The sequence below is a fragment of the Burkholderia sp. IDO3 genome, from assembly GCF_003366075.1.
Lineage (GTDB): Bacteria > Pseudomonadota > Gammaproteobacteria > Burkholderiales > Burkholderiaceae > Burkholderia > Burkholderia anthina.
Genome location: NZ_CP028964.1, coordinates 461,711 through 485,990 on the forward strand (window position 1 = coordinate 461,711; position 24,280 = coordinate 485,990).

Genomic DNA, 24,280 nt, shown 5'->3' on the forward strand with positions numbered 1-24,280 from the left:
CCAACAGATTAGGCGATCACCCGGGTTTCAACACAGCCGCTCCCAACCTCCACTTCAAACTCCCCTGCGCGCCTGCCGCGCCTCTGCCAGCGTACGGCGCAGCCCTTCGAACGAGTAGAGCGCGAGCGCTACCCAGATTGCGCCGTAGCCGATCGCGCGCACCGACCCGAACGGCTCGCCGTAGATCAGCACGCCGGTGAGGAGCTGGAGCGTGGGCGTCACGTACTGGATCAGGCCGAGCGTCGAGAGCGGGATGCGCCGCGCAGCCGCCGCGAAGAGTAGCAGTGGCACGGCCGTGATAGGCCCGGCGGCAGCCAGCAGCAGTTGCAGACCGAGCGACGCATGGGTGAAATGGCTCGCTCCGGCCATGCCGATCATCATCAGATAGACGATCGCCACGGGGAATAACAGCACCGTTTCGAGCGCGAGGCCTTCGAGCGCGCCGAGCTTTGCAGTCTTGCGCAAGAGGCCATAGCCGCCGAACGTCAGCGCGAGCGCGAGGCTGATCCACGGCGGCGCGCCGTTTTGCCAGGTGAGCCAGGCCACGCCGAGCGCCGCAAGCGCCACCGCGCACCATTGCAGCACGCGCATCCGCTCGTGCAGGAAGACGAAACCGAACAACACGTTGATCAGCGGATTGATGAAGTAGCCGAGGCTCGCCTCGACGATATGCCCGGCGTTCACGGCCCAGATGTAGATGCCCCAGTTGGCCGAGAGCAGTATGGCACTCGCGGCGAAGCGTGCGATCAGGCGCCTGTCGCGCAGCGCGGGGCGCAGCCACGCCCAGTGGTGGCGCGCGGCGAGCACGGCGAGGATGAACACGAGCGACCATGCCATGCGGTGGGCGAGTATTTCGAGCGCGGGAATCTGGTGGAGCGTCTTGAAGTAGACGGGAAAGAGCCCCCAGATGACGAATGCGGAAAAGGCGTAGACGATGCCGGAATTCATGGTTGGTTGTAGTTGGCCGGTGCGCGTGGTTGGTGCGAGGCGACGTCGGTGGCAAAAAATTTCGCGCAAATTTCACCCGGCCCTGCGCCGATCAGCCGGTTTTGCGACGATAGCTGATTTTGGCCGCCAGCCTTTGCCGCTGTCCAGCCCGACGCGACGCTTACGAGGAACGGCAGGCGCGCGCAGGAGATAACGGCGTCATGCGCGAGGCCGGCGGCCCCCTTTCATGGGGCGGCCAGGAGGCCTTTCGATGATTATCACTGGTTCGACGGAGGTGGCCTGGTCGGCTTGGACATCACAAGCACGTGGCCATCCACTATCGACAGGCACCGGTACGTCGATTCGGCCGATACGTTCTTCATCCTTGCGGCTCGCGTACTTTTCTCGCGCGAGGACTTGCGTTGCCGCGTGCTTGCCGGTCAGCTTGTCCGGGCTACGCGTTGCGCCCGTACAGTCCCGTCACCGCCGCAACCTCTTGCGTGAGCTTGCTCACGAGCGCCGACGGCCCCAGCACCTTCACCTCCGCGCCAAACCCCAGCAGCTTTCTCGCACCGTGCTCGATCGATTCGATCGGCATCAGGTATTCCTTCCATCCTGGCGGCACCGCGGCGCGCCCGGCCTGCTCCACGACCGGCGCGATCTTGATCCGCGCATTGACCAGCCAGTTCTCCCCGCGCGCCGACACCGCGACATGCGCGGTCAACCGATAAAGCTCCGTCTCGTACCGGCTCATCGCATCCCGCCAGTGCTTTGCCAGATCGAAGCGCGCGGGCCGCTTGAACCGGCGGCGCGATGCGCCGAGCTCGCGGATATTCGCAAGCCGAAAAGTGAGCGGATCGCGCTTGCCCGCAATCTTCGCCACCACGTACCAAGCACCGCCCTTGAGCACCAGCCCGAGCGGATCGAGTGCGCGACGCGACACGCCGCGCCAGCTTTCGTACGTCACGTCGATCCGATGCGAATTCCACACCGCATCGGCCACTTCACGCAGAAATGCCGGCGTTTCCTGCGCCCGATACCAGTCGACGGTATCGACGTGCAATCGGCTGGCGACGCGATCCGCATGTTCGCGCGAGTCCGGCGGCAGGCTGGCGATCATCTTCAGTCGTGCGGATGTGGCGATCCCGTCCAGCCCGAGTTCTCCCGCAGGCCCCGGCAACCCCGCCAGAATCAGCGCGTGCGCTTCCTGCTCGGTGAGCCCGGTGAGATCGGTGCGCCAGCCATCCCGCAACTGAAAGCCGCCGTTGCGGCCGCGATCGCCCCAGATCGGCACGCCGGCCGTCGACAACTGGTCGATATCGCGCAGGATCGTCCGCTCGGACACTTCCAGCGCCTCGGCCAGCGCCGGCGCGGTCATGCGTCCGCGCGCCTGCAGCATCATCATGATCGACAACAGGCGGCTGGCTTTCATGTGCGGCACCTTGCTCCGAATACATGACACGGGTTGTCATGTTAACGGACCTATTATCTGTCGCATTCCCTGCGTCCGGGGCTTGAAGCGACATCCATGGAGGCGCGACAGATGAAAATCATGACCGGTCCACTGAGCATGTTCGGCGCGAAAGTCGAGATCGCCGCGCACGAGAAGGGCATCGCATTCGAGCGCGTGCTGGTGCCGTTCAGCCAGCAGCGCGGCTACGACCCGAGGCATCCGGACGTCGTACGCATCAACCCGAAGCGGCAGATACCGGTGCTGATCGATGGCGAACTGGAGATATTCGATTCGACGCAGATCTTCGAGTATCTCGAAGACCGCACGCCCGATCCCGCGTTATGGCCCGTGCAGCCGAAGGCGCGCGCGGTTGCGCGTCAGCTCGAACATTGCAGCGATGAAGTCTATTTTCCGCACGTGATCCGGTTGATGGGCCTGGAGGAGACGCCGGACCATCCCGCGGCGCAGGCCGCGCGCGACGAAGCGGCGCAATACTATCGACGGATGGAACGCGTGCTGGCGGATCGGGCGTTTCTCGCCGAGACCTATTCGTACGCGGACATCGCGTTTTACATGGCGCAGTTGTTCGGCGCGCGCAAGGGCGCGCCGATGACGGCGGAGACGCCGAACCTGCTGGCCTGGCGAGAACGGATGACCGCGCGTCCGGCCGTGCGAAAAGTGGCCGGCGCGATGGCCGGTTATCTGGCCTCGATCGACCATCCCGTCCCGGGCTTTCTTCGCGGGCTGTACTAGCTGTCCGCGATGCTTGGCGCAGCAGGCAACCTGCCGGCCGCCGCCCGATGCGAGCGAATCACCCGCCCGTCACCGGCGGAAAGAACGCCACCTCGCTGTCCTCCCGCACGACGAACCCGCCCGTCACCATCTCGAGATTGACGGCCGCGCGCACGGGGCGGTCCATCCGCAGCGCTTCCCCGCTGCGCGCGTCGCGCGCGGCGAGCGTGCCGCGCAACGCGTCGACGGTGAGTTCCCGCGCATCGATCTCGACGATTTCCTCGTCGGTATGCAACTGTTCGCGAATGCTCGCAAAGTATTTGATCGTCAGTTTCATGGCGAAGTCCGGAGCCCGATCGACGGAGTCGGAGAAAGCGGCGGAAGCCGAAGGAATACGGCCGGCACGTTCAGCCCCATCGCCGCATCGCCTGATCGTCGTGCGCCTTCGGCTCGACCCAGCCGGCCACGCCGTCGTGCCGGATCTCCTTCTTCCAGAACGGCGCGTGCGTCTTCAGGAAGTCCATCAGAAACTCGCACGCGTCGAACGCCGATGCGCGATGCGCGGCGGCCACCACGACGATGACTACCGCGTGACCGAGCGGAATGCGCCCGACGCGGTGCACGATCTTCACCGCTTCGAGCCGCCAGCGCGCGCTGGCTTCCTCGACGATGCTCCAGAGCGCCTGCTCGGTCATCGTCGGGTAGTGCTCGACTTCGAGTGCGATCACATCGTCGACGTCGCCTTCGTTGCGCACGACGCCGAGGAAGTTCACGACCGCGCCGACATTCGGATTGCGAACGATCGGCGCGAGCTCGGCGCCGGCGTCGATCGCGGCATGCTGCACGCGCACTTCGAAGCCGGCGGCAATCGACGGCGGCAGTTCGGTGTGCGGGTCGGCGAAATCGGGAGGGCTGCCGGCACGCGACGGATCGTCGGGTGGCGCGGCACGGGATTCGGTGAAACTCGTCATGACGATTCTCCAGTAGGCGGTGCGTCGCGCTTCGCACGGCAGCCCGTCAGCCGCCGACGAGCGACATGCGCACGGTCGGATAGGTCTTGCCCGACGGCCGGGCCGCACGCGCGGCCCGCCGCTCGGAATAACGATCGTCGCGCTGCATCCATCGATCGCGCACGGCAGCGGCGAGGCGGTCGATCGGCGCGGCTTCGTCGAGCCACGGCCGCAGGTCGGTGCCCTGCGTCGCGAACAGGCACGTGTAGAGCTGGCCGTCGGCCGATACGCGAGCGCGCGAACACGTGCCGCAGAACGGATGCGACACGCTCGCGATGAAACCGACTTCGCCCGCGCCGTCGATGTGTCGGCAGCGGATCGCGGTAGCGTCGTGCGCGGGCTCGCCGACGAGCACGAGCGGATAGCGTGCTTCGATCAGCGCGCGCATCCGCGCGGCCGGCACGACCGTGTCGCCCGACCACCGGTGTGCGCCGCCGACGTCCATGTATTCGATGAAGCGCACGGCCACCCCGCTATGACGGAAATGGCGCACGAGCGGCAGGATCTGGTCGTCGTTCGCGCCGCGCTCGATCACCGCGTTGACCTTCACCGGTGCAAGCCCGGCCGCCTGCGCGGCGTCGATGCCGGCCAGCACGCGCGCGACGGGTACGTCGGCGTCGCTCATTTTGCGGAACACGGCGTCGTCGATCGCATCGAGGCTCACGGTCACGCGCGTCAGGCCCGCGTCGCGCAGCGAGCGCGCTTTCGCGGCGAGCAGCGAGCCGTTGGTCGTCAGCGCGATTTCGACGGGCTTGCCGTCGACGGTGTTCAGCGTCGCGAGCCGCTCGATCAGCGCTTCGAGATTGCGGCGCAGCAGCGGCTCGCCGCCGGTGAGGCGGATCTTTTCGACGCCGAGCGAGACGAACGCCCGCGCGATCTTCTCCAGCTGGGCGAACGACAGCCGCTCGGACGACGGCATGAACGCATAGTCCGTGCCGAGGCTGTCGCGCGGCATGCAGTAGCCGCAACGGAAATTGCACTGATCGATGACGGACAGCCGCAAATCGCGCAGCGGCCGCTCGAGCGTGTCGAGCGCGCGGGAGAAGGTGCCGGGCGCACTGCCGCCGGATGAAGCGGAAGCGGCGGCGGCCGGTGCGGCGGAAACGATGGCATTCACGATCGGTGCGTCTGCCTGCATGAAGTGAGCGGGGTGGCGTCGCCGATCGGCCGCGATTGCGTCGACATGTCGGCGCACAGGTCGTGGCGAGCCTCATCGTGAGAATAGTCCGCCGGAATTTCCCGGCAGAGACACAATCCCGCGCGAAATGCAGGAATACAGTTCGTGCTCCTGCGTGCGCGGCGAGCAGGCAGCGTGCGGCGATTCATGCGAGCCAGTGCGCGAAATCGTAATACGGCACCGCGTCGCCGCGCGCGATGCGCCGGCCCGCCGGCAGCCGCGCGAGCCCGCTCGCCTGCACGAGCGACTGCAGCGTGCCGGCGCCTTGCTGGCGCAGCGTGTCGAGCACGGGAGCGCCGCCGGAACCGACGCTGCGGCGCACGCGCACGAAGCGTTCGCGCTGCGGATCCGGCTCGACGTCGATGTCGATCGGCAGCGACGGTACGTCCGGCACGCAATCGTCGCGCCCCTGCAGGCGGCGGATCAGCGGCGCGACGAACAGCGCGAACGCGATCATCGCGGCGCCCGGATTGCCGGGGAGCAGCACGACGGGCCGCGCGTCGAGCCGCGCGAGCGCCACGGGCTTGCCGGGCTTCATCCGCACGCCCGATACGACGAACGATGCGCCGAGCGCGGTCAGCGCGGGGCGCAGCAGATCCTTGTCGCCGACCGACGCGCCGCCGACGCAGACGACCACGTCGCAGCGCGCGGCCAGCCCGCGCAACGCCTGATCGACCGCGGCCGCAGTGTCGGCCGCGTGCTCGTTCGCCGCGACGAGGGCGCCGGTGCCCGCGACCAGCGCGGCGAGCATCGGTGCATTGCTGTTGTAGATCTGCTGCGGCGCACGCGGCTGGCCGCACGGGACGAGCTCGTCGCCGGTCGTCAGGATGCCGACCCGCAGCGGCGCGCGCACGTCGATGCGCGCGCAACCCTGTGCCGCGGCGACGCCCGCATGCATCGCGCCGAGCCGCACGCCGGCCGGCATCAGCAGATCGCCGGCGCGGACTTCCTCGCCGCGGCGCCGGATATGCGATCCGCTGCGCTGCGGTGCATCGAACGCGACCCAGCCGTCGTTCTCGCGCGCGTGTTCCTGCATCACGACGGTGTCGGCGCCGGGCGGAATCACGCTGCCGGTGAAGATGCGCGCGGCCGTGCGCGGCGCGAGCGGTGCCGGCGCGTCGCCCGCATAGCAGCGCTGGGCGACGCGCAGCGGCTCGCCGTGCGCGAGATCCGCGTGGCGCACGGCGTAGCCGTCCATCGCGCTCTGGTCGGCCGGCGGCTGGTCGAGCGCGGCGGTGAGCGGCGCGGCGAGTACCTGGCCGGCGGCTTGCGCGACCGGCATGGAGACGGTCGTTTGCAGCGGCGCGAACGTGCCGGCGAAATGCCGTTGGGCGGTATCGAAATCGGTCAGGGGTTTCATCAAGCGGTGAGCGCACGCGGTTGTGCATGCGTCGGTTCGGGTGACGGGAGCGCGTCGGGCGACACGTATTCGACGAAGCCGTCGTTGCGGCAGAAACCGAGCAGCCGCACGCCGGCCTCGCGCGCGACGTCGATCGCGAGCGACGTCGGCGCCGAGATCGTCGCGATCATCGGGATGCCGACCCGTGCCGCCTTGCGCACGAGCTCGTAGCTCGCGCGGCTCGACAGGAACACGAAGCCCGCGCGCAGATCGGCGCGCCGCCGCGCGAGCCGGCCGATCAGCTTGTCGAGTGCGTTGTGGCGGCCGACATCCTCGAAGACGTCCAGCACGGCGCCGTCGCGGTCGCACCATGCGGCCGCGTGGATGCCGCCGGTCGTGCGCATCAGGATCTGCTGCTCCGGCAGCGCGCGTGCGGCACGCGCGACGGCGTCGGCGCCGATGTCCGTCGCCGCGCCGGCCGCCGCGATGCGCGGCGGATGCAGGTCGAGCTGCGCGATGCTTTCGATTCCGCAGACACCGCAGCCGGTGCGGCCGGCCAGCGCGCGCCGGTGCGCCTTCAGCGCCATGAACGCCTGTTGCGACACGGTGAGTCGCACTTCGGCGCTGCCGGGCCGGCATTCGCTTTCGATGTCGAAGACGTCGGACGCGCGCTCGACGATGCCTTCGCTCAGCGCGAAGCCGAGCCCGAACGCGTCGAGATCGATCGGCGTCGCCATCATCACCGTGTGCGCGATGCCGTTGAACACGAGTGCAACCGGCGTCTCGTCGACGACGCGATCGACGGTGTCCCGCGCGTCGCCGGCGCGATGGCGCGTCACCTGACACGCGCTGCTGCCGGCGGGCTCGTCGGGGCGGTTGCCGGGTTCCATGCGGTTTTCTCCAGGGGATCGGCAGGCGCGTGCACCGGCCGGAACGGATTCTGCCGGGGCGGGGCGCGACGTCGCGCTCGTTTGCCATCGGCAGGCTTCGGGACGATGGTACGAGCGTGCGGCCATGCCGCGGATATACAGCGTTGCACTGCGCAAAGCAGTACAGCTGACGGCCTTGCGGCGCCGAAATGTGTTTTCCGTACACACATCTCCGGCCCCCGGAAAAGCACAGTTTCAGCGCACGTTTGCGCGATTGCGAGTATCGTCGGAAACGCGATATCGTCATTCACGCTTCGTTGCCGTGCACTGTGCGATCCGTCCGTGTTTGCACGTGCCGCCGCGAAGCCGTCGCGCGATTTCCTGCTTCGAGCTGACGTCCTCACAACCACGAGCAAATTACGGTCATGGAAATCTTCGATGCGTTCCATCTCGCCCGGTTGCAATTCGCGTTCACGGTGTCGTTCCACATCGTGTTTCCCGCGATCAGCATCGGCATGGCGAGCTTCCTGGCGGTGCTGGAATGGCGCTATCTCGTCACCGGCGACGCCGCCTACAAATCCATGTTCCAGTTCTGGTCGAAGATCTTCGCGATCGGCTTCGGGATGGGCGTCGTCTCCGGCGTCGTGATGGCCTACGAGTTCGGCACGAACTGGGCGGGCTTCTCGCGCGTCGCGGGCAACATCACCGGCCCGCTGCTGACTTACGAAGTACTGACGGCGTTCTTCCTGGAAGCCGGCTTTCTCGGCGTGATGCTGTTCGGCTGGCAGCGCGTGAGTCCGCGCGCGCACTTCTTCGCGACGCTGATGGTCGCGGTCGGCACGCTGATCTCGACGTTCTGGATCCTCGCGTCGAACAGCTTCATGCAGACGCCGCAAGGCTACAAGATCGAGAACGGCCTCGTCGTGCCGGTCGACTGGTTCAAGATCATCTTCAATCCGTCGTTTCCGTACCGCCTCGTGCACATGACGATCGCGGCGTTCATCGTCGCGGGCTTCATCGTCGCCGCGTGCGGCGCATGGCACCTGCTGAAGGGGCGCCGCGACGAGCCGGTGAAGCGCAGCTTCTCGATGGCGCTGTGGATGCTGCTGCTGCTCGCGCCGATCCAGATCGTCGTCGGCGATGCGCACGGCCTGAACACGCGCGAATACCAGCCGGCGAAGATCGCCGCGATCGAAGGGCTGTGGGAAACCGAGAAGGGCGGCACCGCGCTGAACCTCGTCGGCTTGCCCGACATGCAGGCCGAAACGACGCGCTATGCGATCCAGGTGCCGCACCTCGGCAGCCTGATCCTCACGCACAGCTGGGACGGCGAGATTCGCGGGCTGAAGGAATTCCCGCCGCAGGACCGCCCGTATTCGCCGATCGTGTTCTGGACGTTCCGCATCATGGCCGGCCTCGGGATGCTGATGCTGCTCACCGCGTTGCTCGGGCTGCTGCTCAGAAAGGGCGGACGTTTGTATGAAACGCGCTGGTTCCAGTGGTTCGTCGTGTGCATGGGGCCGTCGGGCATCGTCGCGCTGCTGGCCGGCTGGATCACGACCGAGGTCGGGCGGCAGCCGTGGACGGTGTACGGCGTGCTGCGTACCGTCGACTCGGTCGCGCCGCTCAGCGCGCAGCAGGTCGGCGTGTCGCTGCTGATCTTCGTGATCGTGTATTTCCTGGTGTTCGGAACGGGTATCTACTACATGCTGAAACTGATGAAGCGCGGGCCGGCCGCGCACGCCGGGTATATCGAAATGCACCGGCATCCGGGGCTGCGCAAGAGCGCGCTGTCCACGCCGCTGAACGTCACCGAAGCGGAGTAAGCCATGCAGATCGATCTCCCTGTCGTGTGGGCCGCGATCATCGGCCTCGGCGTGTTCATCTACGTGATGCTGGACGGCTTCGACCTCGGCATCGGCCTGCTGTTTCCGTTCTTCGACGCAAAGGCCGAACGCGAAGTCATGCTCAATACCGTCGCACCGGTGTGGGACGGCAACGAGACGTTTCTCGTGCTCGGCGGCGCGGGCCTCTATGGCGCGTTTCCGGTCGTGTATTCGACGCTGCTGCCCGCGAACTATTTGCCGCTGGTGCTGATGCTGGTCGGCCTGATCTTCCGCGGTGCGGCGTTCGAGCTGCGCGCGAAAGCCACCCGCACGCAGCACATGTGGGACCTCGCGTTCATCGGCGGCTCGGCGCTCGCCGCATTCTGCCAGGGGATCGTGCTCGGTTCGCTGCTGCAGGGCATCAAGGTCGAGAACAACCAGTTCGCGGGCGGGCCGTTCGACTGGCTGTCGCCGTTCAGCCTGCTCTGCGGGATCGGCGTGCTCGTCACCTATGCGACGCTCGGCTGCGGCTGGCTGATCCTGAAGGTCGACGGCGAACTGCAGCGCAAGATGCGGCTTCTGATGAAGCCGCTCACGGGCGTGCTGCTGGCCGTGATGGGCGTGGTCAGCCTGTGGACCGTGATCGGCCTGCCGGCCGTCGCGCATCGCTGGTTCGGCAGCGGCAATCTCGGCTGGTTCCTGCCGGTGCCGGTGCTCGTCGTCGCATGCGTGTGGGGCATCTTCCACACGGTGAAGCAGCGGCACGAAGCGACGCCGTTCCTGCTGACGCTCGCGATCGTGTTTCTCGGCTACACGGGGCTCGTGATCAGCATCTGGCCGAACATCGTGCCGCCGTCGCTGACGATCTGGGATGCGTCGTCGAGCCATTCGAGCCAGCTGTTCGCGCTCGTCGGCACCGTGATCGTGCTGCCGATCATCCTCGTGTACAACGCGATGCAGTACCGCGTGTTCCGCGGCAAGGTGCGCGAGGGCGACGCGGGCTATCACTGACCGGTGCGCCCGGCGAGGGGCACGGCCGGTGCGGGCGTATCATCACGCGCAGTGCCGTGCATCCCGTCGTCAGGCCGGGTATCGACGCGACAGCGGCCCGCCACGCGCGGGCCGTTTCGCATCGGGCGCGCCGTTTGCATTGCGTATTCCTTGGGCAGTCGAGACAAGATCATGATCGTCAGACCACGACAAAACTGGCTCAGGATGCTGTTCGTGTGGAACGGCTCCGTGCTGCAATCGATCATTCCGCAACTCGTGTTCATGGCGATCGTCAGCACGCTGGCGGTGTTCACGAACGGGCGCATCTTCGGCGAGAAGATTCCGCTCAATACCGCGCCGTTCACGCTGTTCGGCCTCGCGCTCGCGATCTTCCTCGCATTTCGCAACAACGCGAGCTTCGAACGGTTCAAGGAGGCGCGGCATCTGTGGGGCAACCTGCTGATCGCGGCGCGCACCGTCACGTCGCAACTGCAGCGCTACTTGCCCGACAGCGTCGGCGAAGCCGAACGCAACCGGCTCGCCGATCTGCTGATCGCGTTCACGTATGCGCTGAAGCACGAGCTTCGCCATACCGATGCGTCGGAAGACCTGCAGCGCATCCTCGGCGCCGAACGTGCCGCCGCGTTCGCGAACAAGCGCTACCAGCCGGTCGCGATTCTCGACGCGTTGCGCGGCGGCATCGTGCGCGCGCTCGGTCGCGCACCCGGCAGCGAAGCCACGTGCTGGATGTTCGAGGCGCAACTCGTCGAGCTGGGCAAGTCGGTGGGCGGCTGCGAGCGGATTCTGACGACGCCGATTCCGTTCTCGTACAGCGTGCTGCTGCACCGTACCGTGTATGCGTACTGCGTGCTGCTGCCGTTCGGTCTCGTCGATTCGACGGAGTTCTTCACGCCGCTGATCTGCGTGTTCATCTCGTACACGCTGATCGCGCTCGAAGCGATCGCGAACGAGGTCGCGGAGCCGTTCGGTCTCGCGCCGAATGCGCTGGCGCTCGATGCGATGACGCGCACGGTCGAGCGATCGGTGCTGGAGCTCGGCGATCGCGCGATGCCGGAGGAGTTCGTGCCGGCGTCGACGTATCAGATCACGTAAGCGGAACAGCAACGCGCGCGGCGGCGCGCATCATCCGGAAGAGGAACGAATGCGTATCTATGTGACGAGCATTTTCGTCGACGATCAGGACAAGGCGCTGGCGTTTTATACCGGCACGCTCGGCTTCAGGTTGAAGAACAACGTGCCGGTGGGCGGGTTTCGCTGGCTGACGGTGGTGTCGAAGGATCAGCCGGACGGCACCGAACTGCTGCTCGAGCCGAGCCATCATCGCGCGGCGGGGCCTTACAAACAGGCGCTCTACGAGGACGGCATTCCTGCGGCATCGTTCCAGGTCGACGATCTCGACGCGGAATTCGCGCGCCTCGACGCGCTCGGTGTACGCTTCACGCTGGCGCCGATGGATGCGGGGCCGGTGCGCGTCGCGGTGCTCGACGATACGTGCGGGAACCTCGTGCAGCTGATGCAGATGAAGTGATGCGGCGCGAACGCGCGGCGGGCGATGCGTGTTTCAGTGCGCCGCGACCGGCGGCGCGGTCTGCATCCAGCTGCGCTCCTGCATGCGGCGCTGGATCCGCCACCCGCATTCGCGCCTGACCAGCAGGTCGCGATACCACAGCCCGACGAAGCAGACGCGATCGTCGCCGGCATCGTCGGCCGACACCATCATCACCTGGCCGGCCGTGCGCGCGGTGGCTGCATCGCCGTCGACGATCAGCAGCGATGTCGAGATCGTGTGCTGTGTGCTGCGCATCGACGCCGTCACCCGTTTCAGGTAGGCCGCGATGTCCGCGCGGTTGCCGACGGGGCCGCCGAACGCCGCGTAGTCGAGCATCGCGTTGCCGGCGAAGAGTCGCTCGAATTCGTGCCAGTCGCGCCGGTCGACGGCGTGGCAGTAGCGCGTCAGCAGATCGTGGATCTCGAGACGGTCGATCATTTCCTGTGGCGTCATGATGGCGTGAGGGAGCGTGGATGACGGGGGAACGATAGCGGGCGGGACGGGGGGCGGCATCGGCGGGTTGGACTAAGGGTGCACGCGGATCGCGGCCGGTTGCGCGTATCGACGAGGTTGGAGGTGAATACCCGGAAACGGATTGCGGGCGGCACGGAATGCCCGTGAACGGCTACTGCTCGATCGCCTCGGTGTCCCAGGTTCCAAGCAATATGGCTCGGTGCAGCATACCGACGGTCAATGCGTGTCGCTTGAACGTATGGGGTTTTCCGAGGAGATATTTTCTCAGGACGTGATACAGGAACCCTTCGCCTTCCATCAGGAAGTAGCGTCCGAAGTCGTAGTCGCCACGGGCTACGTCGAACCGCGCGAAAAAACGCGCCATGAAGATGTCGGCGTCGTCTCCGGTTTGCCCCAGGTCGTCCGATATCGACGTCTCACCCGTCATCCGGCGGGTGTCTGGTACGGCGGCTTCCTGGCGAACGAACGCTTCCAGCGCGCGCCACATGTGACTATCGTCCATTACAGAATCGCCGTCGTTGTCGTTGACGGGCCAATCTAAGGAATGGCTCGTTGCCGGTCAATTTCACGAGAAGCCGCCGGTGACGTTTGCGCCGGGAGACGAGTTGGCCGGGAGCGGCGGGATTGCGGTCGCTTGCCGCGTGGTGGCGGGGCGAGCGGCATGGCGGTGCCAGCGAAATCGACCGTTGCCGTTGAAAGGGTGGTTGGCGTGAAATGTTTTCAACCATCAACGATCGCATCTCGCCCCGACACCCGTTTCGGAGGCGCGCGTCGCGAGATGGCGACGCGCGTCGCCCTCCCCACTCAATCGAAATACGTGAGCCCCATCGCGCCCTTCACTTCCGCCAGCGTTGCCCCCGCCACCTCGCGCGCATGCATCGTGCCGCGCTTCAGGATTGCCATCACCTCGGCCTTGTCCGACTCGAACTCGCGGCGGCGCGCGCGAATCGGCTCGATCAGCGCCTGCAGCCGTTCGTTGAGCACGCGTTTCACGACGCTGTCGCCGAGACCACCGCGGCGATAGTGCGCCTTCAGCTCGTCGACCTTCGGCACGTCCGGCTCGAACGCATCGAGGAACGTGAACACGACGTTGCCCTCGACCTGGCCCGGATCGCTCACGCGCAGGTGGTTCGGGTCCGTGTACATGTCCTTCACGGCTTGCGCGATCTCGTCGGGCGTCGAGCCGAGCGTGATCGCGTTGCCGAGCGACTTGCTCATCTTCGCCTTGCCGTCGATGCCCGGCAGTCGCGTGACCGCCGACAGCACGGCCTCGCATTCGACCAGCACCGGCTTGTCGACGGTCGCGTTGAAGCGGCGCACGAGTTCGTTGGTCTGCTCGATCATCGGCAACTGGTCGTCGCCGACGGGCACGTGCGTCGCCTTGAACGCGGTGATGTCGGCTGCCTGGCTCACCGGGTAGGTGAGAAAGCCGGCGGGGATGTCGCGCTCGAAGCCGCGCAGTCGGATCTCTTCCTTGATGGTCGGATTGCGCTCGAGGCGCGCGACCGTCACGAGGTTCAGCAGGTATTGCGACAGCTCGGCGAGCTCGGGCACCTGCGACTGGACGACGATCGTCGAGATCGCCGGGTCGATGCCGACGGCCAGGTAGTCGAGCGCGACTTCGATCACGTTCTCGGTGACGCGCTGGCGGCGGCCCATGTTGTCGGTGAGCGCCTGCGTGTCGGCGAGCAGCAGGAACTGCGTCGCTTCGTGCTGCATCTGCACGCGTGCGCGCAGCGAGCCGATGTAGTGGCCGAGATGCAGCGGGCCGGTCGTGCGGTCGCCGGTGAGAATGGTCGGTCGGGTCGGGTGCGTCATGGTATGGGTGGGCTCCGGGTTATCGGAGCCGCCAGCCATGACATGAGCGTAGAAACGACAATGCCGCCATGGCTGGCGGCATCACGTTCGGGACATGCAAAAGGAAACGGGCCGCCTGGGTCAGGCGCGCCACCAGCAATGCACGTTCGGCGAGGCGGGTTTGGTTTCCATCTCGAAAGTATAGCGCAGCGGAGACGGGCGTGCGTCAGCGTACGACGGATTCCAGCGCGAGGCGCGCGACTTCGGCGGACGGCCACAGCAGGTACAGCAGGCCGGCCATCAGCAGCAGCGCGCCGGCGCGTACCACGGGCGTACTGTCCTTCTCGCGCAGGGTACGGATGTGCTGCTTCAGTTTCTTCATGCTTGCTGGCGCAACGTGCGCCACTCCAACGGTTGCTGCAACGGGCCGGATGGGCCGGCGCCGGAGTGTTGCGGGTTTTACGGGGCAGGCGGCCGTTCGGCGCGCCTTGTCGACCGGGGCGACGGCCGGATCGGTCGGAGGTGCAAAAAAGGGGACGATCGAAGGTCCGTTGCCTGCGGTCCAGGCCAGGAGACCGGCATCCTAACAGGTCGGCGGGGCGGGCACAGTCAAGAATTGTGTGAGGGGCGTGGCTGCCGGGGGCGGTGTCGCCTGAATCGCCGTGGTGCCGCGATCGGTGTGTCCGATCGACTGGCGGAGGGTTTTCCCGTGTCGTTTGGCTCACGTCGGCCAGTGACTGGCCGGATCGAACGACACATGCCGCTGATGGCGAATGGCGAGGAGATGCACCGTGCCCTCGATCAGCGCGTAGAGCAGCAAGTAGTGGGTCGTCACGTATTCGCGCAATTCGCTGCCCGCCGCGATGGCGTCGAGCTGCGCTGCCGGACGCGCAATTCCGTACGCCGCGGCGCGGCTGTCGTGATGCCGCCAAACGCGGCCGTCGATCGTCGTGGAAAGCGCGGCGCACCGCGCGCCAGGATGCCGACGCCATTTGCCACGCGCACCCGCCCCAGCTTTTTGCTCGTCAACAACCACAAAAAACATCATTTCGCCCAGGTCTGCCTGTCAGCAGAATGTCTCCATTCCCACTCGCACGATAACGGGCACCCCCGTGCCGCAGCGAGCCGCACTTCAGAAGGAGACAGCCGTGGCAGTGCAAACAACTTCAATCGATACGCTGGTCGTCGGCGCCGGGCAGGCCGGCGTGGCCATGAGCGAGCACCTGGGCAAGCTCGGCGTGCCCCATCTCGTGCTGGAGCGCGACCGCATCGCCGAACGCTGGCGCACCGGGCGCTGGGATTCGCTGGTCGCGAACGGCCCCGCGTGGCACGACCGCTTCCCGGGGCTCGAATTCGACGGGCTCGCCCCCGATGCGTTCGCATCGAAGGACCAGGTCGCCGACTACTTCGAAGCGTACGCGCGCAAGTTCAATGCACCGATCCGCACCGGCGTCGAAGTGAAGCAGGTCACGCGCAACGCGGGCAAGCCGGGCTTCGTCGTCGAGACGTCCGACGGCACGATCGAGGCGAACCGCGTGGTCGTCGCGACGGGGCCGTTCCAGCGCCCGGTCATTCCGCCGATCGCACCGGACGACTCCAGCCTCGTGCAGATCCACTCCGCCGACTACCGCAACCCGGCGCAACTGCCTGACGGCGCGGTGCTGGTGGTCGGCGCGGGCTCGTCGGGCGTGCAGATCGCCGACGAGCTGCAGCGCGCGGGCCGGCAGGTCTATCTGTCGGTCGGCCCGCACGACCGGCCGCCGCGCGCCTATCGCGGCCGCGACTTCTGCTGGTGGCTCGGCGTGCTCGGCGAATGGGACAAGGAGGTCGCGACGCCCGGCCGCGAGCACGTGACGATCGCCGTGAGCGGCGCGCGTGGCGGTCACACGGTCGATTTCCGCGCACTCGCGCATCAGGGCGTGACGCTCGTCGGGCTGACGAAGTCGTTCGACGGCGGCGTCGCGGTGTTCGAACGCGATCTCGCGGTCAATCTCGCGCGCGGCGACGAGAACTACCTGTCGCTGCTCGACGCGGCGGACGCCTATGTGGCCCGCAACGGCCTCGATCTGCCGGAAGAGCCGGAAGCACGCCGCATCCTGCCGAATCCGGACTGCGTGACGCAGCCGATCCTCGCGCTCGACCTGGCCGGTGCCGGCGTCACGTCGATCGTGTGGGCGACCGGTTATGCGGTCGACTACGACTGGCTGAAGGTGGACGCGTTCGCCGCGAACGGCAAGCCGCAGCATCAACGCGGCGTGTCGAAGGAGCCGGGCATCTATTTCCTCGGGCTGCCGTGGCTGTCGCGTCGCGGCTCCAGCTTCATCTGGGGCGTGTGGCACGACGCAAAGCACATCGCCGACCACATCGTCACGCAGCGCAAGTACCTCGACTATCACGACGCGTCGCAACGCCGCGCGCAAACGCGCACGGGGCAGGACGACACGACGCACGGGGCGCAGGCCGATGCCCGCCCGCTGGTCGACGCGATCGGCTGATCCGCATGCACGCCGCGGCCCGTGCCCGATACGACGCCCGGACGCGACGCCGCGCCAACCCGAACCCCGCCACGCCGCGACCGCTTCCGGCCCGGCGGGCGAACCCACCGACATTCGAAGGACCTCGATGAGCCAGCCTACCCACACGCGTATCCGCATGTTCAACACGAAGGATACCTACCCGAACCAGACGCTCGACAACGACCTGTGCCAGGCCGTGCGGGCCGGTAACACCGTCTACGTGCGCGGCCAGGTCGGCACCGATTTCGACGGCAACCTGATCGGCCTCGGCGATCCGCGCGCGCAGGCCGAGCAGGCGATGAAGAACGTGAAGCAGTTGCTCGACGAAGCCGGCAGCGACATCACGCACATCGTGAAGACGACGACCTATCTGATCGACCCGCGCTATCGCGAGCCGGTGTACCAGGAAGTCGGCAAGTGGCTGAAGGGCGTGTACCCGATTTCGACGGGGCTCGTCGTGTCGGCGCTCGGCCAGCCGCAGTGGCTGATGGAGATCGACGTGATCGCGGTGATCCCGGACAACTGGCCGTCGAACCGCGCATAGGAGGCGAGATGACTTTCTCCATCGTCGGGCGCTGCCCGGAAACGGGCCAGCTCGGGATCGCAATCAGCTCGTCGAGCATCGCGGTGGGCGCGCGCTGTCCGTGGGTGCGCGCGGGCGTCGGCGCGGTCGCGACGCAGAACGTCACGCTGCCGGCGCTCGGCCCGCAGATCCTCGATCTGGTCGAGCACGAACAGCTCGCGCCGGCCGCCGCGCTCGACCGCGCGCTGAGCGCGAACGGCTGGAGCCAGTACCGGCAGGTCACGGTGATCGACGGGCAGGGACAGACGGCGTGCTTCACGGGCAAGGAAGCGCTCGGCATGCATCGTGCGGTGCAGGGCGAGCAATGCGTGGCGGCGGGCAACCTGCTGGCCGCACCGGCCGTGATCGACGCCATGGCGCGCGCATTCGAGCAGGCGCCCGGGCTGCTCGCCGATCGCCTGCTGGCCGCGATGCATGCGGCGATCGCGGCGGGCGGCGAAGCGGGGCCGGTGCATTCGGCCGCGCTGAAGGTGGCGGGCGACGTGACCTGGCCGATCGTCGACCTGCGCATCGACTGGGCGGATGCCGACCCGATCGGGCAGCTCGATGCACTGTGGCAGGCCTATCGCCCGCAGATGCAGGACTACCAGACGCGCGCGCTGAATCCGACGGCCGCGCCGAGCTACGGAGTGCCGGGCGATGAGTGATCCATCGAGCCGCGCGCTGCTCGAACGGCTGGTCGGCTTCGCGACGGTCAGCCGCGATTCGAACCTCGCGATGATCGCGTTCATCCGCGACTATCTCGACGGCTTCGGCGTCGAGAGCGAACTGTTCTACAACGCGGAACGCACGAAGGCGAGCCTGTACGCGACGATCGGGCCGCGCGATCGCGGCGGTATCGCGCTGTCGGGCCATACCGACGTGGTGCCGGTCGACGGGCAGGCGTGGACGGTCGAGCCGTTCCGGCTGACCGAGCGCGACGGCCGGCTGTACGGGCGCGGCACGGCCGACATGAAGGGCTTCATCGCGTCGGTGCTGGCGGCGGTGCCGGCGTTCGTCGCGCGGCCGTTGAGCCTGCCGGTGCATCTCGCGTTCTCGTACGACGAGGAAGTCGGCTGTCTCGGCGTGCGGCCGATGCTCGACGCGCTGGCCGCGCGCGAACACCGGCCGCGCCTGTGCCTGATCGGCGAGCCGACCGAGCTGAAGCCGGTGCTCGGCCACAAGGGCAAGCTGGCGATGCGCTGTCACGTGAAGGGCGCGGCGTGCCACTCCGCGTATGCGCCGCTCGGCGTCAACGCGATCGACTACGCGGCGAAGCTGATCGGCCGGCTCGGCGAGATCGGCGCGACACTCGCGCGGCCCGAGCATCACGACAGCCGCTTCGATCCGCCGTTCTCGACCGTGCAGACGGGGTTGATCAAGGGCGGCCGCGCGCTGAACATCGTGCCGGCCGAATGCGAGTTCGATTTCGAGGTGCGCGCGCTGCCGGCGTTCGATGCGCACGACGTGCCGAGAAAACTGCAGGACTATGCGGAATCCGAACTGTTGCCGACGATGCGCGCGGTGCAGGCCGATACCGACATCCGTCTGCAGCCGCTCGGCGCGTACCCGGGGCTCGCGACGTCGCCGGACAGCGAAGCCGCGCGGCTGCTCGCGATGCTGAGCGGTTCCGACGCGTTCGGCACCGTCGCGTTCGGCACCGAGGGCGGGCTGTTCGGGCAGGCCGGCATTCCGACGGTGGTGTGCGGGCCGGGCAGCATGGATCAGGGGCACAAGCCCGACGAATTCGTCACGCTCGATCAGCTGCACGGATGCGACGCGATGCTGGGGCGTCTCGTGACGTATCTCGCTTCAGCGGACTGACCGGGCTGCGGCGGGCTGCATCGGGCTGCGGCGGGCCGCATCAAGCCGCAAAAAACCGCACGCTGCCGCTTGGCGGCGCGTGCGGTTTTGCTTTTGCGTCCGTCGTCAGCGCGCCGATGCCTCGATGAGCTGCGCAAGCCGCTCGCGGCTGAAATCGACGAACGACTGCGCCTGCTTCGTGAGCTGCCCGCGCTTCAGGCGCGCGGTGACGAGCCCCGACGGGCTCACCGTTTCGCTCAGACCGATCGTCACGACGCGCCGGCCGTCGTACGTGTATTCGGAATGCGGCCGCGTGACGAGCAGCGAGAAGCCGAACCCCTGGCCGACCATGCCGCGCACCATCTCGATCGACGGCGAGCCGAACACGATGTTCGGCGTCAACCCGAGTTCGTGAAACAGGCTGACGAAGTACGTGCGGCTCGGCTGCACGTCGAGCAGGATCATCGGCTCGACGCTGAGATCGCGCAGCGACACGTGCGCCTGCCCGGCAAAGCGATGATTCTCGGGCAGCAGTACGTACGGCTGCTGCGGCGGCATCAGCGGTTCGGTCTCGATCGTGCCGTCGAGGTCGTGGTCGTAGAGGAACGCGAGATCGAACGTGCCGGCGGTCAGCCCCTGCACGAGTTCCTGCTGGTCGCCGTCGCGCAGCCGGATGTTGACGCCGGGGTAGCGCTCGCGAAACCCGGCGATCAGCTGCGGCAGATAGAGCGGCGCGACCGTCTCGAAGCAGCCGATGTCGATCTGTCCGGTGATGACGTCGTTGTCGGCCAGCGCGTTCTGTTCGAATTCGTGCGCGATGCGCAGCAGCTCCTGCGCTTTCCGGTAGAAACGCGTGCCGCTCGGCGTCAGCGACACGCCCTGCGCGTGATGGCGGATGAACAGCTTCACGCCGAAGCTTTCCTCGAGACCCTTGATCGCGCTGGAAATCGACGGTTGTGCGATGAAGAGCTGACGCGACGCTTCGGCGACGCTGCCGGATTCGACCGTCGTCACGAAATATTTCAGTTGCCGCAAAGTGTAGTGAGCCACGAGCACCTCTGATACCGGCGCCGCCGCATGACGCCGCGGCGCGCATCTGTCCATTTCCGTGCGTAGCACCTTACCCGAAGAAGCGTCGTGCCGGAATTTCCGCTACAGAGTTTTTTCGTATGTCCCGAAAATATTTTTAGTATTTTCCGGTCGCTTCATGCATGGCGCACCATCGTCTGCAACCTGGATCGCAACGGCGCCGCACACGCGCTGGCGGCGTGTTCATTCGTCCCCGCAGGCATCGCGCCACGGGGCGCGATCGGCACGTCGTCGCCCGCGTATCCGGACCCGCTTGCAGGCGCGCATCCCGTCGCGCCGGCTGACACGGAAAGCGCGCATCGCGCGCCAGACAGGAGACATCGCCATGACCACCGCGGACCGCAACGCGTCCCCCATGATAGAGAAACACACGATCGGCTACGTGCCGCCGGCCGAGCGCCACGGCAAGGTGCGCGACCTGTTCACCCTCTGGTTCGGCGGCAACATCGCGCCGCTGCCGATCGTGACGGGCGCGCTCGGCGTGCAGATCTTTCACCTGAACCTGATGTGGGGAATCGTCGCGATCGTCGTCGGCCAGGCGGTCGGCGGCGTGCTGATGGCGCTGCATTCGGCGCAGGGCCCGCAGATGGGCATTCCGCAGATGATCCAGAGCCGCGCGCAGTTCGGCTCGTGGGGCGCGCTGCTCGTTACGGTGATCGCGGCGGTGATGTACGTCGGTTTCTTCGCATCGAACATCGTGCTGGCCGGCAAGTCGGTGCACGGCATCGCGTCGTCGGTGCCGGTGCCGGTCGGGATCGTGATCGGCGCGGTGGGCTCGGGGCTGATCGGGATCGTCGGCTACCGGTTCATCCACATCCTGAACCGGATCGGCACGTGGGTGCTCGGCATCGGCATTCTCGTCGGCTTCTGGATGATCCTGTCGCACGTGAGCACCGCCGATTTCCTCACGCGCGGCGGCTTCGACTTCGCGGGCTGGCTCGCGACGGTGTCGCTGTCGGCGTTGTGGCAGATCGCGTTCGCGCCGTACGTGTCGGACTATTCGCGCTACCTGCCGGAAGACGTCGGCGTCGCGTCGACGTTCTGGGCGACCTATCTCGGCTGCACGATCGGCTCGACGCTCGCGTTCATCTTCGGCGCGGTCGCGGTGCTCGCGGTGCCGGCCGGCGCGGACACGATGGATGCGGTGAAGCAGGCGACGGGCCCGCTCGGGCCGCTGATGCTCGTGCTGTTCCTGCTGAGCGTGATCAGCCACAACGCGCTGAACCTGTACGGCGCGGTGCTCGCGGTGATCACGTCGGTGCAGACGTTCGCGTACAAGTGGATTCCGACCGCGAAAGCGCGCGCGGTGGTGTCGGTGGTGATTTTCGTCGGATGCTGTTACGCGGCGATCGGTGCGTCGACGAACTTCGTCGGCAATCTCGTCGACCTGGTGCTCGCGCTGCTGGTCGTGCTGGTGCCGTGGACGGCGATCAACCTGATCGACTTCTACGTGATCCACAAGGGCAAGTACGACATCCAGTCGATCTTCATGGCCGACGGCGGCGTGTATGGCCGCTTCAATCCGCAGGCGCTGCTCGCGTATGCGATCGGGATTCTCGTGCAGATTCCGTTCATGAACACGCCGATGTACGCGGGTCCGATTCCCGCGCATCTCGGCGGCGCGGACTTGTCGTGGGTCGTCGGGCTCGTGCTGACGTCGCCGCTGTACTACTGGCTCGCGACGCGCGACAGCGCGTACCGGCGTCGTCAGACCGGCGCGCATCTGCCGCCGTCGGCGGCGCGGTAAGCGGCGCGTTTCGCGACGCGATGCAAAAGGGCCGGCGAATCGATGACGATGCGCCGGCCATGGGAAGGGGCAGGGATGCGGCGGGCCGGCTCGCGCTCGCTGCGAGCCGGCCCGCCGGTCAGACGACCGCCGCGCGCGCGACGCGCACCGGCACCGACTTGTACGACGGCGTGCCGCTTTCCTTGTCGATGTAGTCGAGCGGCACGAGCACGTTCGCTTCCGGGTAGTACGCGCCGACCGACCCCGGCGCGATGTCGTACTCGATCGCGGTGATCTTCTCGAGGCGCAGCGTGCGGCCCGATGCGGTGATGGTCTCGATGTCGACGAGGTCGCCGTGCTCGAGCCCGTACTTCGCGAGATCCGCGACGTTCATGAACAGCACGTCGCGGCGCCCGAACACGCCGCGATAGCGGTCGTCGAGCCCGTAGATCGTCGTGTTGTACTGGTCGTGGCTGCGCAGCGTGATGAGCCGCAGCACCTGCTCGCCGCCGAGCACGTCCGCGTCTTCCTTCACGCCCGTGTAGACCGAGAACATCGCCTTGCCGGTCGGCGTGGGCCACACGCGCTCGGTGGGCGGCAGCGGCAGCCGGAAGCCGCCGGGCGTGCGGATGCGCTCGTTGAACGCCTCGAAGCCGGGCACGGTGCGATCGATCAGGTCGCGGATGCGGTCGTAGTCGGCGATCAGGTCGAGCCACGCGACCTTGCTGGCCGGCAGTGTCGCATGGGCGATCCCCGCGACGATCGCGGGCTCGGAGCGCAGCTCGTCCGACGCAGGCTTCAGCTTGCCGGCCGACGCGTGCACCATCGACATCGAATCCTCGACGGTGATCGACTGCCGGCCGCTCGCCTGCATGTCGAGCTCGGTGCGGCCGAGCACGGGCAGGATGTAGGTCTCCTTCGCGACCAGCAGGTGCGAGCGGTTCAGCTTCGTGCCGAGATGCACGCTCAGGTCGAGCTTCGCCATCGCCGGGAACGACAGGTCCGGATCGGGCAGCGCGACCGCGAAGTTGCCGCCGAGGCACAGCAGCGCCTTGGCCTGGCCGTCGATCATGGCCTGCATCGCCTGCACGGCGTCGTGCCCGTGATGCGCGGGCGGCTTGAAGCCGCACACCTCCTCGATCTTCTGCAGGAACGCGGCCGACGGCTTCTCGGTGATGCCCACCGTGCGGTTGCCCTGCACGTTCGAATGGCCGCGCAGCGGGCACACGCCCGCGCCGGGCTTGCCGATGTTGCCGCGCATCAGCAGCAGGTCGGCGATCAGGCGCACGGTCGCGGTGCCCTTGTTGTGCTGCGTGACGCCCATCCCGTACGTGACGATCGTCGCGCTCGACTTCGCATACGCGAGCGCGACCTGCTCGAGCTGCGCCTGGGCGAGGCCGCTCGCGCGCTCGATGTCATTCCACGGCGTGGCCTGCAGGTCGGCGGAGAACGTATCGAAACCTTCGGTGTGCTGCGCGATGAAGTCGCGGTCGAGCACGTCGCCGCGCTCGGCTTCGAGCTGCAGCAGCGCCTTCATGATGCCCTTGAGCGCGGCCGCGTCGCCGCCCGCATCGACCTGGTAGTACGTCGATGCGATCCGCGTCGAGCCGAACGACGCCATCTCGATCATGTCCTGCGGATCGGCGAAGCGTTCGAGCGCGCGCTCGCGCAGCGGGTTGAACACGATGATCGGCACGTTGCGGCGCGAACACTCGTGCAGCGTGCCCATCATCCGCGGGTGGTTGGTGCCGGGGTTGTGGCCGATCGAGATGATCAGCTCGCAGTGGTCGAAATCCTCCAGCGAGACGGTGCCCTTGCCGATCCCGATCGACTGCGGCAGGCCGACGCTGGTCGGCTCGTGGCACATGTTCGAGCAGTCGGGGAAGTTGTTGGTGCCGAGTTCGCGCGCGAATAGCTGATAGAGATACGCGGCTTCGTTCGACGCGCGGCCCGACGTATAGAACTCGACCTGCTCGGGCGGCAGCGCGCGCAGCACTTCGCCGATGCGCGCGAACGCATCGTCCCATGCGACCGCGCGGAACGTGTCGGTCGCGCGGTCGTAGACGAGCGGATGCGTGAGCCGGCCCATGTTCTCCAGCGCGTAGTCCGACATGCGCAGCAGCGACGCCACGGTGTTCGTCGCGAAGAACTCGGGCGTCACGCGCTTGGTCGTCGCCTCCCAGGTGACGGCCTTCGCCCCGTTCTCGCAGAACTGGAACGTCGACTTGTGTTCCTTGTCGGGCCACGCGCAGCCCGGGCAGTCGAAGCCGTCGGGCTGGTTGGTCCGCATCAGCACGATCGGCGCCTCGATGGTTTCCATCTGCGTGCGCACGGCCTCGGCTGTCGCGCGAAGCGCGCCCCAACCGCCGGCGGGCCCATCGTACTTCCTGATGCCTGGCACTTCGCGTCGATTTGTCATG

The 24,280-nt window shown here is 67.1% G+C and carries 24 protein-coding genes; 10 read left to right on the forward strand and 14 right to left on the reverse strand.

Annotation, left to right across the window (positions count from 1 at the left end; genetic code table 11):
- Positions 1 to 54: 54 nt before the first annotated feature.
- Positions 55 to 948: an EamA family transporter RarD gene (rarD, locus tag DCN14_RS33680; protein WP_096508819.1), complete on the reverse strand. Its 894-nt coding sequence runs from the start codon at positions 946 to 948 to the stop codon at positions 55 to 57.
- 433 nt (positions 949 to 1,381) lie between these two features.
- On the reverse strand, positions 1,382 to 2,359 hold the full coding sequence (locus tag DCN14_RS33685; RefSeq protein WP_096508820.1) for a YafY family protein: 978 nt from the start codon (positions 2,357 to 2,359) through the stop codon (positions 1,382 to 1,384).
- A gap of 111 nt (positions 2,360 to 2,470) precedes the next feature.
- Between DCN14_RS33685 and DCN14_RS33690 the strand changes: the two genes are divergently transcribed.
- A complete protein-coding gene (locus tag DCN14_RS33690) occupies positions 2,471 to 3,133 on the forward strand; it encodes a glutathione S-transferase family protein (protein WP_096508821.1) in 663 nt (220 codons plus the stop codon).
- Between the two features lie 58 nt (positions 3,134 to 3,191).
- Here DCN14_RS33690 and moaD read toward each other — a convergent pair whose 3' ends face one another.
- The 5 genes from moaD to fdhD form a co-directional block, all read right to left on the reverse strand.
- Positions 3,192 to 3,449 carry a molybdopterin converting factor subunit 1 gene (moaD, locus tag DCN14_RS33695; protein WP_096508822.1) on the reverse strand — a complete coding sequence of 86 codons (258 nt, stop codon included), beginning with the start codon at positions 3,447 to 3,449 and terminating at the stop codon, positions 3,192 to 3,194.
- Between the two features lie 70 nt (positions 3,450 to 3,519).
- A complete protein-coding gene (locus DCN14_RS33700; RefSeq protein WP_096508823.1) occupies positions 3,520 to 4,083 on the reverse strand; it encodes a molybdenum cofactor biosynthesis protein MoaE in 564 nt (187 codons plus the stop codon).
- Positions 4,084 to 4,129: 46 nt separating this feature from the next.
- On the reverse strand, positions 4,130 to 5,260 hold the full coding sequence (gene moaA / locus DCN14_RS33705) for a GTP 3',8-cyclase MoaA (protein WP_096508824.1): 1,131 nt from the start codon (positions 5,258 to 5,260) through the stop codon (positions 4,130 to 4,132).
- 184 nt (positions 5,261 to 5,444) lie between these two features.
- A complete protein-coding gene (gene glp, locus DCN14_RS33710; RefSeq protein WP_096508825.1) occupies positions 5,445 to 6,659 on the reverse strand; it encodes a gephyrin-like molybdotransferase Glp in 1,215 nt (404 codons plus the stop codon).
- Positions 6,659 to 7,528 carry a formate dehydrogenase accessory sulfurtransferase FdhD gene (gene fdhD, locus DCN14_RS33715; protein ID WP_096508826.1) on the reverse strand — a complete coding sequence of 290 codons (870 nt, stop codon included), beginning with the start codon at positions 7,526 to 7,528 and terminating at the stop codon, positions 6,659 to 6,661. The genes glp and fdhD overlap by 1 nt, the downstream gene beginning before the upstream one ends.
- A gap of 404 nt (positions 7,529 to 7,932) precedes the next feature.
- On the opposite strand from fdhD, the gene DCN14_RS33720 reads away from it, so the two are divergent.
- The 4 genes from DCN14_RS33720 (at position 7,933) to DCN14_RS33735 (ending at position 11,872) form a co-directional block, all read left to right on the forward strand.
- Positions 7,933 to 9,333, forward strand: coding sequence for a cytochrome ubiquinol oxidase subunit I (locus tag DCN14_RS33720; RefSeq protein WP_096508827.1), 1,401 nt, complete (start codon positions 7,933 to 7,935; stop codon positions 9,331 to 9,333).
- 3 nt (positions 9,334 to 9,336) lie between these two features.
- Positions 9,337 to 10,344 (forward strand): cytochrome d ubiquinol oxidase subunit II, encoded by a 1,008-nt coding sequence (cydB, locus tag DCN14_RS33725; RefSeq protein ID WP_096508828.1) that lies wholly within the window; start codon positions 9,337 to 9,339, stop codon positions 10,342 to 10,344.
- Between the two features lie 171 nt (positions 10,345 to 10,515).
- On the forward strand, positions 10,516 to 11,436 hold the full coding sequence (locus DCN14_RS33730; RefSeq protein WP_096508829.1) for a bestrophin family ion channel: 921 nt from the start codon (positions 10,516 to 10,518) through the stop codon (positions 11,434 to 11,436).
- A 49-nt stretch (positions 11,437 to 11,485) separates the two neighbouring features.
- Positions 11,486 to 11,872 carry a VOC family protein gene (locus tag DCN14_RS33735; protein WP_096508830.1) on the forward strand — a complete coding sequence of 129 codons (387 nt, stop codon included), beginning with the start codon at positions 11,486 to 11,488 and terminating at the stop codon, positions 11,870 to 11,872.
- 33 nt (positions 11,873 to 11,905) lie between these two features.
- Here DCN14_RS33735 and DCN14_RS33740 read toward each other — a convergent pair whose 3' ends face one another.
- The 5 genes from DCN14_RS33740 to DCN14_RS33755 all read right to left on the reverse strand — a co-directional run bounded on the left by DCN14_RS33740 (position 11,906) and on the right by DCN14_RS33755 (position 15,212).
- Positions 11,906 to 12,346, reverse strand: a complete 441-nt coding sequence (locus DCN14_RS33740) for a nuclear transport factor 2 family protein (RefSeq protein ID WP_162826273.1) — start codon at positions 12,344 to 12,346, stop codon at positions 11,906 to 11,908.
- A gap of 172 nt (positions 12,347 to 12,518) precedes the next feature.
- A complete protein-coding gene (locus DCN14_RS33745) occupies positions 12,519 to 12,854 on the reverse strand; it encodes a DUF1493 family protein (protein ID WP_239007992.1) in 336 nt (111 codons plus the stop codon).
- A 317-nt stretch (positions 12,855 to 13,171) separates the two neighbouring features.
- A complete protein-coding gene (gene trpS, locus DCN14_RS33750) occupies positions 13,172 to 14,185 on the reverse strand; it encodes a tryptophan--tRNA ligase (protein ID WP_096508833.1) in 1,014 nt (337 codons plus the stop codon).
- 205 nt (positions 14,186 to 14,390) lie between these two features.
- Positions 14,391 to 14,546 carry a hypothetical protein gene (locus tag DCN14_RS38505; RefSeq protein WP_172441956.1) on the reverse strand — a complete coding sequence of 52 codons (156 nt, stop codon included), beginning with the start codon at positions 14,544 to 14,546 and terminating at the stop codon, positions 14,391 to 14,393.
- Between the two features lie 339 nt (positions 14,547 to 14,885).
- The gene (locus DCN14_RS33755) at positions 14,886 to 15,212 is read right to left on the reverse strand and encodes a hypothetical protein (protein ID WP_096508834.1); all 327 of its coding nucleotides are present in this window, start codon (positions 15,210 to 15,212) and stop codon (positions 14,886 to 14,888) included.
- A 100-nt stretch (positions 15,213 to 15,312) separates the two neighbouring features.
- Here DCN14_RS33755 and DCN14_RS33760 point away from each other — a divergent pair, with 100 nt between their 5' ends.
- From DCN14_RS33760 to argE, 4 genes are all read left to right on the forward strand, one after another.
- Positions 15,313 to 16,659, forward strand: a complete 1,347-nt coding sequence (locus DCN14_RS33760) for an NAD(P)/FAD-dependent oxidoreductase (RefSeq protein ID WP_096508835.1) — start codon at positions 15,313 to 15,315, stop codon at positions 16,657 to 16,659.
- A gap of 127 nt (positions 16,660 to 16,786) precedes the next feature.
- Positions 16,787 to 17,224, forward strand: a complete 438-nt coding sequence (locus tag DCN14_RS33765; protein ID WP_096508836.1) for a RidA family protein — start codon at positions 16,787 to 16,789, stop codon at positions 17,222 to 17,224.
- Between the two features lie 8 nt (positions 17,225 to 17,232).
- On the forward strand, positions 17,233 to 17,910 hold the full coding sequence (locus DCN14_RS33770; protein ID WP_096508837.1) for a DUF1028 domain-containing protein: 678 nt from the start codon (positions 17,233 to 17,235) through the stop codon (positions 17,908 to 17,910).
- A complete protein-coding gene (gene argE / locus DCN14_RS33775; RefSeq protein ID WP_096508838.1) occupies positions 17,903 to 19,066 on the forward strand; it encodes an acetylornithine deacetylase in 1,164 nt (387 codons plus the stop codon). The genes DCN14_RS33770 and argE overlap by 8 nt, the downstream gene beginning before the upstream one ends.
- 105 nt (positions 19,067 to 19,171) lie before the next feature.
- On the opposite strand, the gene DCN14_RS33780 is transcribed toward argE, so the two are convergent.
- Positions 19,172 to 20,095 (reverse strand): LysR substrate-binding domain-containing protein, encoded by a 924-nt coding sequence (locus DCN14_RS33780; RefSeq protein ID WP_096508841.1) that lies wholly within the window; start codon positions 20,093 to 20,095, stop codon positions 19,172 to 19,174.
- Positions 20,096 to 20,459: 364 nt separating this feature from the next.
- Between DCN14_RS33780 and DCN14_RS33785 the strand changes: the two genes are divergently transcribed.
- Positions 20,460 to 21,881: a cytosine permease gene (locus DCN14_RS33785; RefSeq protein WP_096508839.1), complete on the forward strand. Its 1,422-nt coding sequence runs from the start codon at positions 20,460 to 20,462 to the stop codon at positions 21,879 to 21,881.
- A gap of 118 nt (positions 21,882 to 21,999) precedes the next feature.
- On the opposite strand, the gene DCN14_RS33790 is transcribed toward DCN14_RS33785, so the two are convergent.
- Positions 22,000 to 24,279, reverse strand: coding sequence for an FdhF/YdeP family oxidoreductase (locus tag DCN14_RS33790; RefSeq protein ID WP_096508842.1), 2,280 nt, complete (start codon positions 24,277 to 24,279; stop codon positions 22,000 to 22,002).
- Position 24,280 lies beyond the last annotated feature (1 nt).

Excerpts from the sequence above, each read along its gene's own strand:
- rarD (WP_096508819.1), bottom strand. The coding sequence starts at position 948 with ATGAATTCCGGCATCGTCTACGCCTTTTCCGCATTCGTCATCTGGGGG.
- DCN14_RS33685 (WP_096508820.1), bottom strand. The coding sequence starts at position 2,359 with ATGAAAGCCAGCCGCCTGTTGTCGATCATGATGATGCTGCAGGCGCGC.
- DCN14_RS33690 (WP_096508821.1), top strand. The coding sequence starts at position 2,471 with ATGAAAATCATGACCGGTCCACTGAGCATGTTCGGCGCGAAAGTCGAG.
- moaD (WP_096508822.1), bottom strand. The coding sequence starts at position 3,449 with ATGAAACTGACGATCAAATACTTTGCGAGCATTCGCGAACAGTTGCAT.
- DCN14_RS33700 (WP_096508823.1), bottom strand. The coding sequence starts at position 4,083 with ATGACGAGTTTCACCGAATCCCGTGCCGCGCCACCCGACGATCCGTCG.
- moaA (WP_096508824.1), bottom strand. The coding sequence starts at position 5,260 with ATGCAGGCAGACGCACCGATCGTGAATGCCATCGTTTCCGCCGCACCG.
- glp (WP_096508825.1), bottom strand. The coding sequence starts at position 6,659 with ATGAAACCCCTGACCGATTTCGATACCGCCCAACGGCATTTCGCCGGC.
- fdhD (WP_096508826.1), bottom strand. The coding sequence starts at position 7,528 with ATGGAACCCGGCAACCGCCCCGACGAGCCCGCCGGCAGCAGCGCGTGT.
- DCN14_RS33720 (WP_096508827.1), top strand. The coding sequence starts at position 7,933 with ATGGAAATCTTCGATGCGTTCCATCTCGCCCGGTTGCAATTCGCGTTC.
- cydB (WP_096508828.1), top strand. The coding sequence starts at position 9,337 with ATGCAGATCGATCTCCCTGTCGTGTGGGCCGCGATCATCGGCCTCGGC.
- DCN14_RS33730 (WP_096508829.1), top strand. The coding sequence starts at position 10,516 with ATGATCGTCAGACCACGACAAAACTGGCTCAGGATGCTGTTCGTGTGG.
- DCN14_RS33735 (WP_096508830.1), top strand. The coding sequence starts at position 11,486 with ATGCGTATCTATGTGACGAGCATTTTCGTCGACGATCAGGACAAGGCG.
- DCN14_RS33740 (WP_162826273.1), bottom strand. The coding sequence starts at position 12,346 with ATGACGCCACAGGAAATGATCGACCGTCTCGAGATCCACGATCTGCTG.
- DCN14_RS33745 (WP_239007992.1), bottom strand. The coding sequence starts at position 12,854 with ATGTGGCGCGCGCTGGAAGCGTTCGTTCGCCAGGAAGCCGCCGTACCA.
- trpS (WP_096508833.1), bottom strand. The coding sequence starts at position 14,185 with ATGACGCACCCGACCCGACCGACCATTCTCACCGGCGACCGCACGACC.
- DCN14_RS38505 (WP_172441956.1), bottom strand. The coding sequence starts at position 14,546 with ATGAAGAAACTGAAGCAGCACATCCGTACCCTGCGCGAGAAGGACAGT.
- DCN14_RS33755 (WP_096508834.1), bottom strand. The coding sequence starts at position 15,212 with ATGATGTTTTTTGTGGTTGTTGACGAGCAAAAAGCTGGGGCGGGTGCG.
- DCN14_RS33765 (WP_096508836.1), top strand. The coding sequence starts at position 16,787 with ATGAGCCAGCCTACCCACACGCGTATCCGCATGTTCAACACGAAGGAT.
- DCN14_RS33770 (WP_096508837.1), top strand. The coding sequence starts at position 17,233 with ATGACTTTCTCCATCGTCGGGCGCTGCCCGGAAACGGGCCAGCTCGGG.
- argE (WP_096508838.1), top strand. The coding sequence starts at position 17,903 with ATGAGTGATCCATCGAGCCGCGCGCTGCTCGAACGGCTGGTCGGCTTC.
- DCN14_RS33785 (WP_096508839.1), top strand. The coding sequence starts at position 20,460 with ATGACCACCGCGGACCGCAACGCGTCCCCCATGATAGAGAAACACACG.
- DCN14_RS33790 (WP_096508842.1), bottom strand. The coding sequence starts at position 24,279 with ATGACAAATCGACGCGAAGTGCCAGGCATCAGGAAGTACGATGGGCCC.